Annotated in this window: 8 protein-coding genes; 1 reads left to right on the top strand and 7 read right to left on the bottom strand. The window is 39.6% G+C overall.

Features of this window, described 5'->3' with window-relative positions; all coding sequences use genetic code 11:
- Positions 1-15: 15 nt before the first annotated feature.
- From CDH51_RS19675 to CDH51_RS19655, 5 genes are all read right to left on the bottom strand, one after another.
- Positions 16-1710, bottom strand: coding sequence for a right-handed parallel beta-helix repeat-containing protein (locus CDH51_RS19675; RefSeq protein ID WP_100630284.1), 1695 nt, complete (start codon positions 1708-1710; stop codon positions 16-18).
- A gap of 31 nt (positions 1711-1741) precedes the next feature.
- A complete protein-coding gene (locus CDH51_RS19670; protein WP_100630283.1) occupies positions 1742-3145 on the bottom strand; it encodes a sulfatase-like hydrolase/transferase in 1404 nt (467 codons plus the stop codon).
- A gap of 216 nt (positions 3146-3361) precedes the next feature.
- The gene (locus CDH51_RS19665; protein ID WP_100630282.1) at positions 3362-4897 is read right to left on the bottom strand and encodes a RagB/SusD family nutrient uptake outer membrane protein; all 1536 of its coding nucleotides are present in this window, start codon (positions 4895-4897) and stop codon (positions 3362-3364) included.
- Between the two features lie 5 nt (positions 4898-4902).
- The gene (locus tag CDH51_RS19660) at positions 4903-8058 is read right to left on the bottom strand and encodes a SusC/RagA family TonB-linked outer membrane protein (RefSeq protein WP_100630281.1); all 3156 of its coding nucleotides are present in this window, start codon (positions 8056-8058) and stop codon (positions 4903-4905) included.
- Positions 8059-8202: 144 nt separating this feature from the next.
- Complete coding sequence (locus tag CDH51_RS19655) at positions 8203-12228, bottom strand: hybrid sensor histidine kinase/response regulator transcription factor (RefSeq protein WP_100630280.1); 4026 nt, start codon at positions 12226-12228, stop codon at positions 8203-8205.
- 283 nt (positions 12229-12511) lie between these two features.
- Between CDH51_RS19655 and CDH51_RS19650 the strand changes: the two genes are divergently transcribed.
- Positions 12512-13942, top strand: coding sequence for an arylsulfatase (locus tag CDH51_RS19650; RefSeq protein WP_100630297.1), 1431 nt, complete (start codon positions 12512-12514; stop codon positions 13940-13942).
- A gap of 52 nt (positions 13943-13994) precedes the next feature.
- Here the strand turns inward: CDH51_RS19650 and CDH51_RS19645 are convergent, their stop codons facing one another.
- Positions 13995-16199 (bottom strand): eCIS core domain-containing protein, encoded by a 2205-nt coding sequence (locus tag CDH51_RS19645; protein ID WP_198514359.1) that lies wholly within the window; start codon positions 16197-16199, stop codon positions 13995-13997.
- A gap of 20 nt (positions 16200-16219) precedes the next feature.
- Positions 16220-18547 (bottom strand): glycosyl hydrolase family 18 protein, encoded by a 2328-nt coding sequence (locus tag CDH51_RS19640; RefSeq protein WP_100630279.1) that lies wholly within the window; start codon positions 18545-18547, stop codon positions 16220-16222.

Here is an 18547-nt window from a genome sequence, read left to right as displayed (position 1 = left end):
CTTGTCCTGGGTTTATTATTTAATAAGAGTTTTCTCATCAGTATTCCTTTTACTTTCCGGGACTTTAGAAAAAGGCTGAATGGCTCCTATTCCTGGATTTTTCGAAATAGGATTACCTAATATATCCTTGGTCACTTGGAGTCCTTCTATCAATCCAAACTCGTCTCCTGCTAAAAATGGAATCTGAATTCCCTCAGAAACCAACTCAGAGTTTTGGGGAGTGTAGTCCGCCATATTCAAGCCTCCGGGTTTCATAAATAGTGGGTCGCCAAAAAGAGTATCATCTGATTGGATCAACGCACTTTCGGGCCAAAGTCCTTCTTTGAGGAATACATTATTTTTAAAAAAAACATCGTCCAACTCACGACTAGAATCATCATCTGGCCTATATTGATCCCCCGAAACCAGTTCAGTTTTACCCGTTAGATGGAAAATATTGTTAGCGATTAAGATCCCTTTTGACCGGTTATCAATGGCGATTTTGGAGACTATACCCTCACTGACATAGATAGTATTATTATAGAAATAAGAATTGACAGGTCCTTTTCGCTCTTTCTTATTTCCTTGATATCCACTCAACCAAAATATTTTCCCCTCCTGAAAAGCCCCATTTTCGCCTTTGACCCTATGCCCGTCATTGACAGAAATATTATATCGATAAGCACAGTTGTAGTTGTTTCCCAAAATCTCAGCAAAGCCACCTGCATTAAAAGCAGACAGATTATATTGGATTACGATATTGTCACAATTAAAATCTATGTGCGCTCCTGCTGAATCGCCTGGACCGTTCGCATGCATGAATTTATTTCTTTCAATAAGTACCATGGAAGATCCCCAAGTCCATAAGCCACTGCCTCTTCCCCACTTTCTTCCATCGTCATTACTTCCGGAGTACATGACTTCATTATCGGCCACATAGACAAACTTTACACCGGACATCTGAATTCCGGGACCTCCTGTTCGATACACTTTATTTCCTTTTATGGCAATTCTCCTGATGTTATGATTCGTATTCCCAGTAAGCTTAATTCCGGTGTGGCTCAGATCTGAAATCTGTGAATTTAAGATCTCAATATCTTCAATTATCCCATCTTGGGATTGATTCATTATCCGGATACCCCAACCATATTTCTGGGTTCCATTGGCTGATTTGGTTTCTTCGTAGCTTCTCTTGACTCCTGGGTTTTCAAAAAATATTCTACTTAAGATCAATCTGTTTAGTGTGATTCCTTTTACTCCTTTGTTTTGTGAGGCACGGATCATCACCCCAACTCTCATTTGGCCCACAGAATTATGTTTTCCAAATCCTTCGGCTGTTATTTCCAGGTTTTCAACTTTTACAAAAGAAGAATTCTCCAGTAAAATTCCATTTAAATACCCTTTTGCATTAATTCTCGATGAGATAGGGTCTGTTTCAGAACCTCCAAATGAGGCAATGATTAAAGGATTATTTTTTTCTCCCCTAAATCCAATAAGCTCTAGACTGCCGAAAAAAGTCTCTCCTCCAGCTAACAAAATTCTATCTCCGGCCTTTAGGGGAAGTGCTTTGACTTTCTCAAGATTTTGAAAAGCCTGCTTCGCAGAAAGCCCTGAATTAGTATCATCGCCAAACCTCGGATGAAAGTAATAATCCGTGGCTGCAGCTGGAAGGAAAGTCAAAAAGAATAATAAGCTTCCGATTAAGGGAAGTACTCTTGAAATAACTTGCATGTGAAGAAAATCGGCTGGTTAGTTTAGTCTTTTATTTTTGATCGGGAGTAAATCTATCGGGGTGCAATCGGCTATATTCTTCGTCAGCTCCCAAGCCTAAGAAAAGCGGATCTTTCAATTGCTTTTTCCAAGCATTTAGCTTTTCAGTAAGATTTTGAGTTAAGCTTTCTTGAATAGAAAATAGATTTCTGGATTCTGAAATATCTGCTGATAAATCAAATAGCAAAGCTTTCTTTGGCTCTTCAATCAATTTGGAACCAGCTGATCGAATGGCAAATCGATTTACGTTGTAATTTCTCCAATACAAGTCTTGATGGGGATTTCCTGCTTTTTCTCCTGTGAGAAAAGGAACAAGATTGACTCCGTCTATTTCATTTTTCGGTTGGACATTAGCCAGGGCAGCAGCAGTGGCAAAAATATCCAGAGAAATAACCGGGGCATCGAATCGCTTTCCAGAGGGAATCTGACCTTTCCATTGTAAGGCGAAGGGAACCCTGATTCCCCCTTCGAAAAAATCACCCTTAAAGCCTCTTAGAGGCAAATTGCTGGAAGCATTATCCTTGGTAGGACCTCCGTTATCCGAAAGGAAAAACACCAAGGTATTTTCTTCCAGATTGAGAGTTTTCAACATTTCCAAAAGCTCCCCTACTCCATCATCCACCGCACTGACCATTGCTGCGTAAGTTTTTCTTTTTTCATCCTTTATATCGGGAAATCGGCTAAGATATTTTTCGGTAGCCTGCATGGGTGCATGAGGAGCATTGTAGGCTAAATACAAGAAAAAGGGTTGATCAGCATTTCTTTTGACAAAGTCCACTGCTTCACGGGAAAGCGCATCTGTCAGGTACTCCTCCTCATTGACTCGCTCATAATTTTTCAGCAATTTAGTTCTATATCCATCCCATTGATTTCGGGCTTCTGACAAATCCTGAAGGTCCCATTTCTCAGGAAAATATTGATGACCTCCGGAGAGAAATCCGTAGAACTCATCGAAACCTCTTTTATTGGGAACCAAACTTGGGTGTGCGCCCAAGTGCCATTTTCCAATTACACCTGTTCGGTAACCGGCTCTTTTCAGTAAGTCAGCCATTGTTTCCTCGGTCAATGGCAATCCCATAGTCGAATCTTTAGGAGCCAGCAGCGGATTTCTTGAAAAACCAAACCTATCCTGGTACCTCCCTGTAATCAATCCTGCCCTACTAGGACCACAAACTGCAAAGGAGACATACCCTGAGCTGAAGACTACTCCATTTTTTGCAATTTGATCAATTCCGGGTGTAGGAATGTCTTTACTGCCGTTGAAACCCACATCGGCATATCCTTGATCATCCGTAAGGATTATGATAATATTAGGTTTGTCCGTGCTTAATCTGCTTTGTGACCAAGCTGTGATAGTTGTCAGGAAAACCACTAACAGTAATTGGTATCTTTTCATCTGTTTAATTCTGTTCTTTAAAGGCAAAATTTGTCCTGGACTAAAAATCTTAATGGATTCCAGCACAGATAATATCCCTCCCGCTGGTTGACATTTTAGTCATTCTCTTCTGTTTCGGGAAAGCTCGGTTTAATAAAATTAGAGGAAAGGAAATCACCCCCTCCCTAGCTTGAGAGGGAGTAAAAACCAATCTATCTATATTTTTTAGCTCTATAATTAATTCCAAACAGGATTTTGAACCAAATTTGGATTAGCATCAATTTCTGATTGGGGGATTGCAAAAACCTCTGATAGTCTGCCTCTATATTGAGGATTATAAGGTCCAACAGGATCAGCCATCGCTCTAGCATAGGCTTCCTCTACTATTCCCAACCTTTTGATATCCATAAACCTTAAGCCTTCAAAGGCTAACTCAACTCTACGCTCCAATCTGACCAATTCCAACAATTCACTTTGACTCAGACCTGTCCCGTTTACTTCAGTAACCGTTGGCATTCCCGCGCGAGTTCTGATTTGATCCAAAAGGGAATAAACCTCGTTCAATTGACCAGATTCGGCCAAAGCTTCCGCTCTCATCAGAAGGACATCGGCATATCTAATCACATAAAAATCCTGACCTCCTGCTGCAAAAATATCGATACCCTCTGCAGAGATATTATCTCTAACATATTTTTTCAAACCGAATGAGGTTGCTGTATTTCCTCTGAAGGGCCTGTTCAAATGCTGTACAAAAATATCTCCCTCAAAATAGACAGAAGCCGCTAGCCTAGGGTCTCTATTTGCTTTTCTGTTCTGAGGGTCGTAAAGCGGTGATTCTGAAATAGGCAGACCATCCAAACATAAATATGAGTTTACCATATTCGGCATGGGTTGCACATTCACTTTTGGAATTCCCAAGAATGTAGCAGAGAATGTTTCACCATTATTAGATTGGTCCTGAATAAATCGAACAGAGAATATAATCTCTGAAGACTGCTCTCCAGCCTCAGAAAACAACTCCGAATAGTCAGGATGGAGGGAATATCCCAACCCCATGATCTCATTTGTCAGCCTGATGACCTCTCCATAGTTTTGATTGTAAAGCTCGAATCGTGCCAATAAGGAAAGCGCAGCTCCTCTTGTTGCATATCCAAATTGGTCCGCAGGATATGTCACAGGCAAATTATCCGCAGCAATTCTGAGCTCTGAAATCACAAAAGCTCTCAATTCTTCATAGGTGTTTTTGGGTACATAAGCGTCTTCTAGAGTCTGTGTTCCTTGAATAAGAGGTGCTTCTTCAAAGTAGACTGCCAGGTGAGAGTAAAATAAAGCTCGAAGAAATCTAGCCTGGGCAGAGAGTGCCGATCTGGATTCGGGACTAATGTTGCTATCAGGTATTCTTTCAATATTTTCTATTGCAACATTCGCTCTACCTATTCCTCTGTAAAGTGAAGTCCAAAAGGAATTAAAAAATCCGAATGCCGGGTCTGCTCTTCCCTCCATGAAAATCCCCGGCCCCTCAAACTTAAAGTTATTAAAGGTATTATCAGCAAAGCTATCATGTTGAGGAATTCCGGCAATACCATTCAAATTACCACTGTAAAGCACTCGATCTTGAAGTACTTCATAGACTCCATTGATTCCCAAAAGGGCATCTTTCTCATTTTGCCAGAAGTTGCCTTCGGCTAATTGGGTGAGGGAGCCTCTTTCCAGATAATCTTCAGAACAGGAGGCCAATCCTATTAAACAAATAATATATATAAACTTTTTCATGTCGATTAGAATTTGATATTGATACCAGCAGAAATCACTTTGTATAGAGGTGTGGTAAGATCAGTCGCTCCTCCTCTTTGTCTTTCAGGGTCAAAATTTCGCACTTTGGTGAACGTCAGAAGATTTTGGCCACTTATAAAAACTCTGGCTTTTTGAAGCAAGACTTTTTGAGAAATGGAAGTTGGAAGTGTGTATCCCAATTCAATATTTCTTAACCTCAAGTAGGACATGTCTTGGACATAGAAAGTAGAGGTTACAGCATTGTTCACTCCTCCTAGCCTTGGAAGTGTTTGTGAGGGGTTTTCCGGCGTCCAGCGGTCTATCCAATAAGATAATGCATTATTTCTATCTCCTTCCATAGGTGTTTGACCATTACTATCGAGGATACGATCAACACGACCAACTCCCTGAAATACCATGTTTAAATCAAAACCCTTTAAAGAAAGGTTGGCGTTGAACCCATAGATCCAACGTGGAAATGGGTTTCCGATAACTGTCCTGTCAAAAGCATTTACCAATCCATCAGGCTCGCCTTCAGGTCCTGAAATATCCGCATATCGTAAATCTCCTGGCGCAGTCAGATTACTACCAAATTGCTGAGGAGCATTATCTACTTCCTCTTGAGATTGGAATACGCCTTCAACAACATACCCGAAATAGGAATTAAAAGGAACGCCAATTCGAATGATGGTTTGTCCTCCGATAGTCTCCTCTCCACCAGGACCAAGGTCAGTAACCCGGTTATCTGCCATCCTTGTCACATTTGCAGAAACATTTAATTTAAGCTTACCGATAATCTCTCGATAATTCACCGCAAGTTCTACCCCACTATTCTCCATTCCTGCGGCGTTTTGAGCTGCCAGATTAGTGACCCCAATCGTATTGGGGATTGGAAAATTGGTATAAAGAATGTCAGAACTAATTCTCTTAAAGTAATCGGTAGTAAGCCCTAGCTTGTTACTGAAAAAAGAAGCATCCAACCCGATATTGTACTGCTCAATTGTTTCCCATGTGATGAGCGGGTTTGCCAAGGCTGTCAAAGCAACAGCAGGCACGATCACATCCTGCCCCAAGTGATAGTCAAGTCCCGTATTATACGTTTGCTCAAAAATATAATTTCCGATTCGGTCATTTCCACTTATTCCCCAGCTTGCCCTAAGCTTCAATTCTGTCAGCGTCTCTGAACCTTCGAGGAATGCCTCCCTTCCAATATTCCAGCCTGCGGATAAGGAAGGGAAAGTTCCGTATCGGTTTGCAGCACCAAATTTGGAAGAGCCATCTCTTCTGACATTAGCTTCGAATAAATACTTCTCTTGATAATTGTAATTGACCCTTGCGAAAAAGGATTGCCAGGCTTCTTCTGATGCTCCACCTGAAACGGAAGGATTTAGTACGCCTCCACCATTAAATTCTTGAATCGCATCAGAAGGGAACCCCTGAAGGGAGCCTGAAAATCCATCAACCTTATCATAGATAATCGAATGCCCCAATAAAAATCCAATATTGTGAGAGTCATCAAAACTGAAATTATATCTCAAAATATTTTCATTCAACAATCGGTAGTTGAAGTTTAAGTTATTGTTTAGGTCATTGAGATCTCTTTGTTGGACAATATTTCCTTCCCAATCCCTTTGGGTGAGAGTAGGCTGAAAATTGGAAATATTGGCAAAATTAATAATCGCACTTCCACTGGTTTCGAAAAATAACCCTTCTGTAATTTTTGCGGATAAGCCTATTCGTTCGCTTATGTTGATGTTATCGCGGGAATGGTCACCATAGGTACCGGTGAGCAAAACGTTATTAATCGGATAAGAGAAGTTTACATTCTCATAGGCTCCATCTACAATTGCAAGTTCACCGTTTGAATACCTAACAGGAACCACGGGAGAAGATCGCTGAAATTGATTAATTATCCCTGTTTCCCCTGTAATAGCTCCTGCTCCACCACTTGGCCCTACAAATCGGGACCAATATGCATTGGTTACATTTGTGACAGTTAACCATTCATTTGGCTTGACACTTAGATTTATACCTAGGTTGTATCTATCTGATTTAAACTTTCCGCGAACTACTGCTTCTTGATTAAGATATCCAAGGGATAATCTAAAGGTGGTTTTATCTGTTCCTCCGCTAAAGGATAAGTAGTGATTTTGTATCGGGGCATTTCTCAAGGCGACATCAGCCCAATTAGTGTTGGCAAATTGATCGGGATCAGTCCCGTTCCGGATTGCCTCAATATTTTCTTCAGAAAATCTCAAAGGAGCATCTGGCCCATTGTTATTCCTATCCCGTTCATTACGGAGTAGTGCATAATTCACGGCATCCAAATACTCAGGCACTACAGTCACTTGCTGGGAACCAAAATAATTATTGTAATCAACTGAAAACTTACCTTTTGTTCCCTTTTTAGTAGTCACCACCAAGACTCCATTGGCACCTCGTGCCCCGTAGATGGCCGAAGCAGATGCATCTTTCAATACGGATATACTTTCAATATCCGAAGGTGCCAAATTGTTAAATTCTGCTAAGCCTTCATATTGGATATTATCAATCACTACCAATGGATTAGCACCTCCAAAAGTGCCTATTCCCCGAATCACGATAGAAGAACCATCAGAACCTGGAAGCCCTGTAGATTGCGTTAATTGTACTCCGGAGAATTTTCCATACATCAGCTGTGCAGAATTGGTCACAGGTTGATTGACCGCATCTTCAAAGCGAACAGTTTCTACAGAACCCGTGAGGTTCAACTTTTTCTGCTCTCCATATCCTACTACCACTACCTCTTCTAAGAGTTCTTCAGATTCTGCAAGTGAAATATCAATTACCGATTGATTCCCCACCTGAACTTCCTGGCTCGTATAACCAATCAGACTGAAAATGAGTACTGATTCTGGATTGGTTACAGAAATAGAATATTTTCCGTCAATATCCGTGACTGTTCCTCGACTTGTTCCTTTGACTAGGACAACCACTCCAGGAATAGGTGTATTATCTGAGGATGAGCTCACTGTACCAGTTACTGTTTGGGCGTTTTGCCTAGCTGTACTGATTGAGAAGCTAAGAAGGAAGACACCAAAGAAAAGTAGACATCTTGCAGTTTTAGACCCCAATCGTGATCTCAGTCTTTGTCTGAGATGTTGGGTATAATTTTTATGCATGAAAGGGAAATTTTGGGTTGTTACTGATTAAATTCAATCAAATTTGATTTTTAACCAGTGATTTATTGAGGTATGAATCATTCATCTAAGGGGGCAAATCATTCAGATATAAAAAAAATCACCTTTACAGGTGCTTTCGCGGGACTATTCAGCTTTTTGAAGAATCAATGATTTGTAATCAGACGGAAGGCATCCAAATTGTTGCTGGAATGATTTTTTGAAATACTTGTAGTCGTTAAAGCCCACTTCATATGCTACCTGACTCAATTTGTAATCAGTCTGTAATATGAGTTGGGCTCCTTTTTTTAATTTGACAGATCGAATAAATGCTGTGATGGATAGACCTGTGAGGGATTTTATTTTCCTAAATAAGGTAGACTGGCTCATACAGAGCTCGTCAACCATGGTTTCAATACCAAAATTCTCATTTAACAAATTGGTATTTACCAAAGAAATCGCTTTTTCAATAAACTGTGCATCCAGATCACTTTCAAATACTTCCTTGGTATCCGGCTCAAAGCGCACCTTGTTTAAATAATACTCTCTAAGCTTTTTCCTGTTTTCAAGGATAGTTTTAACTCTGGTTTTTACAATTGCCGGATTGAACGGTTTTGTGATATAATCTTCAGCTCCAGTTTGTAAACCATCCATTTCATAAGCCATGGATGTTCTGGCAGTCAAAAGAATTACAGGGATATGAGAGGTATTGATTTGGCTTTTTACCTCATGGCAAAGTTTAATACCATCCATTTTAGGCATCATGACGTCTGAAATCAGCAAATCAGGAAATTCTTTTTGTATCAAGTCAAGGGCTTGTTCCCCATCCTCTGCTTCCAAAATGTCATACTCCTCACTGAGAAGAGATCTTAAATAAACCCGGATATCTTCGTTGTCATCCGCAATTAAGATACGGATCTCTTTGTTTTCTTGATTGATCTTAAGGGCATCTCTATGCTCAAAGTCCAGATCCATGGAATTTGCCTTTGAAGTTTCAGATACAGATTCTCGTAGATTCCCTTGTTTGGAAGTACTTTTGATAGGCAGCGAAAAATAAATACAGGTCCCTAAGCCAGGTTCACTTTGCAAATCAATTTCTCCGTGATGCAAATCCACAATATTTTTGGAAAAGGCCAAGCCTATCCCACTCCCAATCAAATTTGAGGTTTCCGCATTTTGAACTTGGTAAAACCGGTCAAATACTAATTTAGACTCTTGATAATTCATCCCAATCCCATTGTCTTTCACACTGACACGAACTGAATCTTCTAAACAGCATATGCTTAATTTAATCTCTCCTCCTACCTTGGTGTACTTAAAAGCATTGGAAAGAAGATTACAAATCACGATTTCCATTTGACTTCTGTCAAACTCTAAATACAGGGAATCAATTTCAGTTTCTAAATCATAGCTAATTTGCTTTTTGATCGCCAAACCTTTAAAGCTCAGGTAGACTTCCCGAACAAAACCGATGAAATCCGAATGGGTCAGATTTAGTTTGAGAAGTCCATGTTCTGATTTTCGAAAATCCAGTAACTGATTAATCAAATCCAACATCCTTTTCCCATTAGATTCTACTAATAATAGTTTTTCTTTGACGGAATCTTTAAGGTCAAAATTACTCAACAACTCAGTAATAGGACTTAATATCAACGTTAGCGGAGTCCTAAATTCGTGAGAAATATTGGTGAAGAAAGTGATTTTTGCTTCACTCAATTCATGGTCTTTTTCCTTCTCAATTTGAATGATTCGAAGCTCAGCTTCCAGTCTTGCCTGCCTTGCTGTAACATACCGAATCAAGAACAAAATTGCCGAAACCAATAAAAAGTAGGCCAAAAATGCCCACCAAGTGAGCCAGGGAGGAGAATCAATTTGTATTAGTAGACTTCGCTCTGGACTCCAGTCCTGGTTATTTCTACTAGCCCTAAGGAGCAATTCATAATCACCCCATCTCAATCCAGTAAAACTAATCTGATTCGTTGACCCGAGGGTTACCCATTCATCCTGCAACCCTTTGAGTTTATAGGAATAAAAAATATTGTCAGGTCCCAAGAAATCATTGACAGTAAAGGTCAGAGAGAGATGATTTTGGCTATAATCCAATTCAATTTTCTGAGTATTTTCTATGGAATTATCGAGAATGACCTTTCCTCCTACTTCATCCCCTACATTTAAGGATTTGTTATTTACAATCAACTTTGTCAATACTACCTCTGGAACCTCAATTTGCTCAGAAATTTTTGAAGGATCGAAAGAGATCAGTCCATTAGAACCTCCAAAAAAAAGCAAACCTTTTGAATCTTTAAAGGAGGCACCTATATGAAAAGAATTGATCATTACTCCGTCTTCTCTATCATAATTGATAAAGGTTTTTTGACTTGGATTAAATTTAGTTAGAGTAGTTGTAGTAGATATCCAAAGATTACCTTCTAAATCATCCTCTATCGCACAAATGAAATCATTGGTTAAGCCCGAACTTCGATCAAAGGACTCGACTACCTCCAACATGCTTCCCGCTCTTTTTAAAACAAGAATACCTTTGGGAGTTCCTAGGTAAAAAAAGTTTTCAATTAAATGCATGTCATTGATGATACTCGGGGGCAAAGAAGAGGTAGTTAATTGCTCTTGGGGGATGAAATTACCGCTCTGTTCATCATATTTATTTATTCCAGAGTAGGTTCCCAACCAGATTTCACCTGATTCTGACTCTTTGATTTGACTGATTCTGTTATTTGTCAAAGGATGTTCTGAGCTAGATTCAGAAAAAATAATCCACGTTGAAGATTCCAGGTTTTGAGTCGAATCCATCATTTTCAAACCCAGCTGTTGGGTACCTAGCCAAAGTCTGTTCTTCCTATCAACATGAACAGCAGTGATTTTTTGATTTTTGAAATGTTTCTCTATCTGATTGAAATTTTTGTTCTTCACAATGTAGAGTCCTTGCCCTGTACCTATATACAGATCCTGTTCGCTTTCAAAAAAGCAGTTGATTCGTGATGGAATCACTTCTCTTAACCTTGAGAAATCATTAAGATTCTGATCAGTAAAAACTCCTTTTGTTAATGTCCCTTTATAAGAATTGCCTTGAGAGTCCTTAAAAAAGGAAGTGATGTTAAAATCTGGAATTGGGCCCGAGTCAACTATTCTTGATATTTCAAAGCCTTTATTCGGGTAGAGAATTAGCACTCCTCCATGGGAGGTTCCTAACCAAGCGACTCCATTTTCATCAATATCAATACTAAGTATAATTGAGTAATTGATATTATCCAGACCTCCACCTTGGGGATTGGTATTGATTTTTCTAAAATTCTTGGCATTTGGATCACTGATATATAAGCCATCTCCCCAGCTTCCCAGCCAAATTCTATTTTTATTATCTATTGCCAAGCTTTTAACATAGGAGGCCTGTAAAGGAAGTAATTCCTCCTCTAAAGATTGTAGCTCATAGTCAAAATTTCCTAGGGCTACGATTTTTCCTTTGTTACCGATCAGCCAGATTTTATTCCGAAGGGTATCCTCTGCTAAATTGTAGTAGATAGATTTGGTTTGATATCGAATTCTTCGTTTTTCAGATGGGTCAAATTTATTGAGCCCATTTCCTGCTAGGAACCAAATATTATCATATCTATCCTTGATGATATTATAGACAGGCTGCTCAAAAGGAAAATGCTGGGTGATCAATTCATTGAAAGGGTCCAAGACAAAAAGACCACTGCTCCAAGTCCCTACCCAAATTTTACCATCTCCATCTTCCTGAATTGAAATTACCCGCAACTTCTTATCTGTTAAGGAGGAAAAAACATGATTCATATTTCGAATCGTTTGCTTTTGAGTATTCATTACAGATAGCCCCCCCTCTTTGGTTCCTATCCATATTTTGTTCGAATTATCCTTATAAAGGATTTCAATATTTTCATTTTCCAATCCCGGATATTCTTCTCCTGGCCTAAAATCTGTAAAACTATAGCCATCAAATTTTGAAATACCTCCTTCAGTGGCAAAAAACTTCAGATTGTTTTCGTCAGATACCACTTTTGTGACAAAATTGCTCAAAAGGCCTTTTCTCACATTCAATACATCAATAGAAAATTCCTCTTGGGAAGGCTCAACCTGTTTAGCACTTACTGAATGCAATAACAATAGAGCCACTAAAAAAAGGAGAAGTGATCTCATTCATTTTTGGGTTTATTATCTGTAAGTTATTCCTTTTGTATTCCAAAACCATTAAATACCCGCTAACGGACTGATTTTTTCAACTTTACAATAATTCTCAAATTACTGGGGAATATTTTTCATTTAGGGGATAAATAGAGCAAAAAGGGGTATAGATCGTTCAATGAATCAGGAAAGCATTGTTTGAGCTGGTGTGGACTATATATATTTAGTAGTTTGAAATAAAATGGGATTTTTGCGCTCTATTTCAAATTATTGGCAATCGACCATCAATAAAAACATCATGAAAAGATCTTATTCACACCTTCTGATTTTTCTATTGTTTATATGCGGGAATCGAGTCCTTGGTCAAAGACCCAATGTGATTTTTATCCTCGCAGATGACTTGGGATATGGTGACCTGAGCATGACAGGACAGGCATATTTTGAAACTCCAAATATCGACCAACTCGCAAGGGATGGAATCTTTTTTACTAATCATTACTCAGGTTCTACCGTTTGTGCTCCTAGCCGCTCGACTCTTTTGACTGGACTACATACAGGTCATACCCCTATAAGAGGAAATAGAGAAGTTCAGCCTGAAGGACAATTCCCCTTAGCTGATACATTGATGACGATTCCAAAACTGTTTAAACAGGCTGGCTACGTCACTGGTGCTTTTGGAAAATGGGGTTTGGGTTTTCCGGGAAGTACAGGATCACCCGAAAATCAAGGGATTGATTCATTTTATGGCTACAATTGCCAAAAACTGGCCCATCGATACTACCCTGAGTATTTATGGAAAAATGAATCAAAAGTTTATTTAAATGGCAATGAATTAGGTTTAAAGAAGGTATATGCCCCTGATTTGATCCATAGTCAAGCTATGGAATTTATCAAAATGCAAAATGAAAAGACTCCCTTCTTTTTATTCATTCCACTGATCATTCCCCATGCAGAACTTGCCGCTTCTTCAGAGAATAGAGTGGAGAAATACCGGAAAATAATTGGACCAGAGAAAGAACACCTAGCAGGAAAAGGTGGTGATTACGGTCCTGATATGAGCCCTGGTGGATATCAATCCAATCCCTTTCCTAAGGCTTCCTTCGCAGCCATGATGGAGGAATTAGATCTACAGGTGGGCGATATTATTCATTTGCTTAAAGAAAAAGGCATGGAAGAAAATACTCTCATAATATTCACATCTGATAACGGCCCACATGTAGAAGGTGGACATGATCCTGAGTTTTTTAACAGTAATGGCCCATTTAGGGGACACAAAAGGGATTTATATGAGGGAGGAATCAGAGTTCCTTTGATCATCAAATGGCCTGAAAAAATCCAATCTGGCAGCATCAGTCATCACATTTCAGCCTTTTGGGATTTTTTACCAACCTTTTCCCAACTAGTGGAAACACCCTTGCATAATCAGGTAGATGGAATTTCTTTCCTTCCAACTCTTTTAGATCAAGGGAAACAAGAGAGCCATTCTTATCTCTATTGGGAATTTTTAGAACAAGGTGGTAAGCAAGCCATCAGAAAAGGAAAGTGGAAAGGTGTCAAACTTAATGTCAGAGATTATCCCGAGCGACAGATAGAGCTTTTTGATCTTGAGTCTGACTCCGAGGAAAAAATCGACCTAGCTAAAAGGTTTCCAGAAGTAGCCAAAGAATTAAACACTTTGATGCTTGAGGCCCATCAAGAAAATCCAATTTTCAAACTTTATAAAAAGTGAAAAAAACCTCTGATTATTAATTAATTACCATAAGTTTTTATTCAATCCAACCTCAAATCATCCCCATGACATCATCCAACTTGGAGGTTGCAGCCCAGACACTATTGAAGTCATTAAGATTTACCTTTGCCAAGGCCTCATAGAGAATTTGGGTCTCAGCACTTCGGTTTGAGCTACTTTCCAAGCTTCCAAAACTTTCTGCTTTGGCTTTAACCTTTGCCAAAACTTCAGCAGGCTCTCCCCCTTTCGAAATCAGGGACTTGATTTCCGAAATACCCTTCGGAGTAAAGAAAAAGAAGGTTTTTGACCTCCAGCTTTTATCGGTAACCATAGTGAGCTTTGATAGCATAGATGCTTGTGCTCCAGCTAATGATCCTGGCTTTTCCAGTTGTGGGGCATCTTCTTTTGGCTTTTCCGTTAATCCCAAAAAGGCACCGATCTCTTTTGCAGTTTCCTCTACAGCTCCAATAAGTTTTCGGAATTTTGAGTCAGAATCTCTTAAATTATGAAGAGCAATAGCGCAGACTTCAAAATATTCTTGGTTCCAACTTTGCTCAATTCCCAAAAATACCCTTCCTGGTCCCTGAATATTTATGAAGGCATCATGAAGTGCATCCATCTGTGCCTTATACCGTGCGTCTCCTTCAACCTGTCCTACCAGGGTTTCATACCTTTTCTTCGCCATCATAAACTCCCTTCTTTGGCCCTCAAACTGTTTGGCAAATTCTATCCTGTTTCTAATATCCCCAAAAAATCCACCTACTTCTCCTCCAACCTTACCCGAAGCTTCAATAGCTTTTCCTTTAACCTCCTTTATTTTTTGATTGATTTTCTTATACTTTTTATAAACCTCATAGGCCTGTTTTGCATCGTCAAGAGTGAGTTCTTTTAAAGCATCTGCAACCAGGCTGGAAGAGCCTTGCGACTCGCTTTCTCCCTTATCCTTTTTCGGTTTTTTATCCTTTTTTGGCTTTTCACTCCCCTTTTCCTTAGCTCCAAAAATACTGAATATGCTACCCGAGGATTCAGATTCTTCATCTGGGGAGTCTGGTAAACTCGGCATTTGTTTCACAGCTTCCCAAAGGGTACCACCTACTTCCTTAGCTATTTCCCACTTTTCTTCTTTGCTCAATTGGCCCCATACCAGTTTAAGAGCTTCTTTCGGATAATTAGTCTCTTCACTTTCTCCTGAAATCAGACCTTTAGCCTTTTCCTCACCCTTCTCTTTTCCCTTTTCTTTATACTTGGCTTCCCAATCCTCTCCTTTTTTTGCTAATGCGGTTACGATAACCTTTGCCTGCTGAATAAGCTCAGACACTTTCTCATCAAAAACAGGCCTTTCTTCCTTATTTACCTTTTGTACTACCAGCTGTGTACTTGCAGAAGCTATCTGATTCTCATCTTTCAATTTATTTTGGGCTACAGAGCCAACATTCATTGCCTTTGCTCCCATAATATCCGCTTCCCGTTCAAGACCCTCATCATCATTGATATTGACTTTTCCTTTTAATTGTCGGGTTGGTTGAACCCTCCCCTGCTTTTGTTGGACCACATGCCAAGCCTCGTGCGGTAAATGCTTCTCTTGGCCTGGTGCAATATGTATTTGCGAACCCTGTGCAAAGGCATGCGCATGTAACTGTGTAGGAAGCTTTGAATTATAATGCACCTGAACATCGTCTAAACTATGCCCAGACAGATTCTCAACCCCAGACTTCAGCTGATCAGGCAGACCAGTTTGGTTCTCTTTTTTCTGAATACTGGCATCCGCTTTTTTACTTATTCCAGAATCTAATACTGGCCCATCCTGAGACTTCATTTGGAGTTCTTCTTCATCCTCCATACCCATCATCTGCAATTCCTCTTCCTCGTTTTCTGCAAGTTGTACCAATCCCCTATCCTTCTTCATCTGAAGCTCTTCTTCCTCTTCGACAGCCGCCATTTGAACTTCTTCCTCGTCCTGCATCATCTGAAGTTCTTCCTTCTCATTTTCTGCCAATTGTACCTGCTTACCATCTGGCTTCATTTGTAGATCTTCCTCTTGGATTGCTGCCATCTGAAGCTCCTCCTCATCACTCATTTGGGCTTTCTGAACAGCTTTCTTTTCTGCTGATAGATTGAGTAAGGAAGAAAGCTGTTGTTGTACCAAAATTTCTGAGCGATTGTCTTTCAATTGGGCTATTGGTTTCGAAGAATTCTTTTCAGAACCAGCTTTTTCACTTGACTTTATTTTCGCAGATGACTTCATGACATTTCCCATAGCTATGTAAGTTATTGATTTTAAGGCAAATCTCTTTGCGTAAAAGTTCTTGAAATACGTAATCGATGAATGATGATTCCAGCCAAGATGCCAACTATAAAAATTATGATTACCCCCCAAATAGTTACTTCGCTACTTCCGGCACCGATAAACTTGAGTTGGGTATTAAAAAAGAGAAAGAAAAAGAAACAAATAAAGGCTAGTAAACCAAATGCAATTGTCAATCCAATAAAAACACTCCTTAATGTCCATTCTTCCCCGAATCGCTTGATACCAAAAAAGGTAATCACCACAGCAAGAATTAGGAGAACAAAAAAGATAGCAAAAGCTATGAAATTCAAATCAGCATATTTATCCCAACGGCCTAAGAGGCAAAGGCATTCTTTATCTGAATCAAGGGAATAATAATCTGTCCCTGGATACTGGGAGAATTTATTTTCATAATCCCAATAACTTTGAATCCCCTTTTGGTTTGCCAAAACCCGCAAACTATCCCCATCTGGATAGATGTCGTAATAACAATACTCCTCTTTTGGCTTTTTATTTGGGTCTCCTATGTAAATATCATTTAGTCCCGCCCACTGAATATCTCTACTGTAGGTCTTTAAATAACTCCAAATAGTCCTAGGCTCTTGAGCTTCTTCAACCTCAATTTTCTGACTTGACACAACAAGGGAGTCTACTTCGATCATAGACGCCCCTAATACATCCCAAAGTGAGTTTAAGCCTGATTCCGTCCCTAAACCTAGAATAGCCACTCCACCTACATTATTGTCTAAAAGCCATTTATACTTTGCTCCTAAACCTTGGGACTCGGTAAACCAAAGTTGCTTTAAACCTTGAGAATCCCTGTAATTCAAATATGCAGATGCCTGAATTGGATCAAAGCCTAAAACCGATCCATTTTCACTTTCCAAAGCCCTGGATAGTATTGCCTGGCTTTCACTGTAGTCTATGATTGTTCCAAAATCATCAGCTCTACTACCTGGAATAAAACCTTGCATCGGCCAAAAAATCCCTTCATAACTGAGGGTGACCACCAGCTTACTGATGGGAACTTTCCCATTGGTATAAAAGGCAACTGCGTTTTCTATAGAACCTCTTGAACTAGTCTGATCAGGGTAAAGTGGGCTGAGTGAAAAGGGAATAGTTGTTTCAGCAATATTTAGCCTTTGAGCCTGAATTAAATAATAATCTACTTGGGAATTTAACTGCGTATAATCAATACTGGATGCCAAATCAAACTCAGGGCTATTGGCTATAGGGGGAATATTGAGTGTAAGAAGCAGAGTAGTATCAAGAGCAGCTAGGTTCTCTTTGAATTTTCCAATGAAATTAGAAAGACCCTCACTATCACTTTCACGTAGTCCGGCAAGGCTTATGTTGATTCCTCCTAATCCATACTCCTTGACCAATTCATTGATCCTGCCAAACAAGCTGGAACTTACACTTGCACTTCTCAATAAATTCCGGGTACGCTGTGCAGAGGTAGTCTCTATGGAAAGCGAGACGCGTTTGCCAAAAGCCAAGCTTTTGGATAAAACAGCCGAATCTAAGACCATTCTCAACCCCCTTGGATTTGCTTCCAACCCATCAGAGCCTACTTGATAGCTCTGAATGATCAAATCGGTCAGGTAGTTTAAATTATATTCTTGGAAATTATTTGCGTTTCCATACCATCCAAAAACAGGAATTTTTGCTTTAAGGCAGAATTGATAATCAACGATTAGAGTATCTCCCACCGAATCCCTTAAAATCGGTAGTCCGGGGGCTCCACAAGACAATCCTATTTGTCTAAGTTCAGAAAGGGAGGCAGTTAGGGAGCTTTTTTCAGCTGCCTTTTCTTTTTGTGATTGATCTAAAAGTCCCTGTAAGACATTCCCCAGTTGAATTTGAATGGAGTCCACCAAGACTTTTGGAGCTTTAGAATCTAAATTTTTTATGGTTCGTGCGATCTCGTTCTGTATGCTTACAGTGGTATCTTTTGTAACCATCAATTGATTGGTCAAGTCCAGAAGTTCATCAGCAATCAATTGAACTGTGGTAGAGTCAATAGCTAAATCTCCATCAGTGGTTAAGTTTCTAATTAAATCGACTACTCGCTCCCTTTCCCTTTTATTCCTATTTTCCTTGAAGCGAATAGGTTGAATCAATTTATTGATTATTCCTTTCCGAGCTGAGTCACCCACATCAATCGTATCCCGCATAATCAGCTTCGAGGGAGGAATGGTGTCATTTTGGGCTAAGGCCTTTGGATTAGCAATGAAAAGAAACATAAGTCCCAAGACTACTAAAGACTTGAAGAGCTTTTTCACTGCCAGGACACTATACATGCTTGTATAATTCAT

This window comes from Algoriphagus formosus (assembly GCF_002807035.1).
Classification (GTDB): Bacteria; Bacteroidota; Bacteroidia; order Cytophagales; family Cyclobacteriaceae; genus Algoriphagus; species Algoriphagus formosus.
The sequence above is the reverse complement of the archived record's forward strand: the minus strand, read 5'-3'. Positions and strand labels throughout refer to the sequence as shown.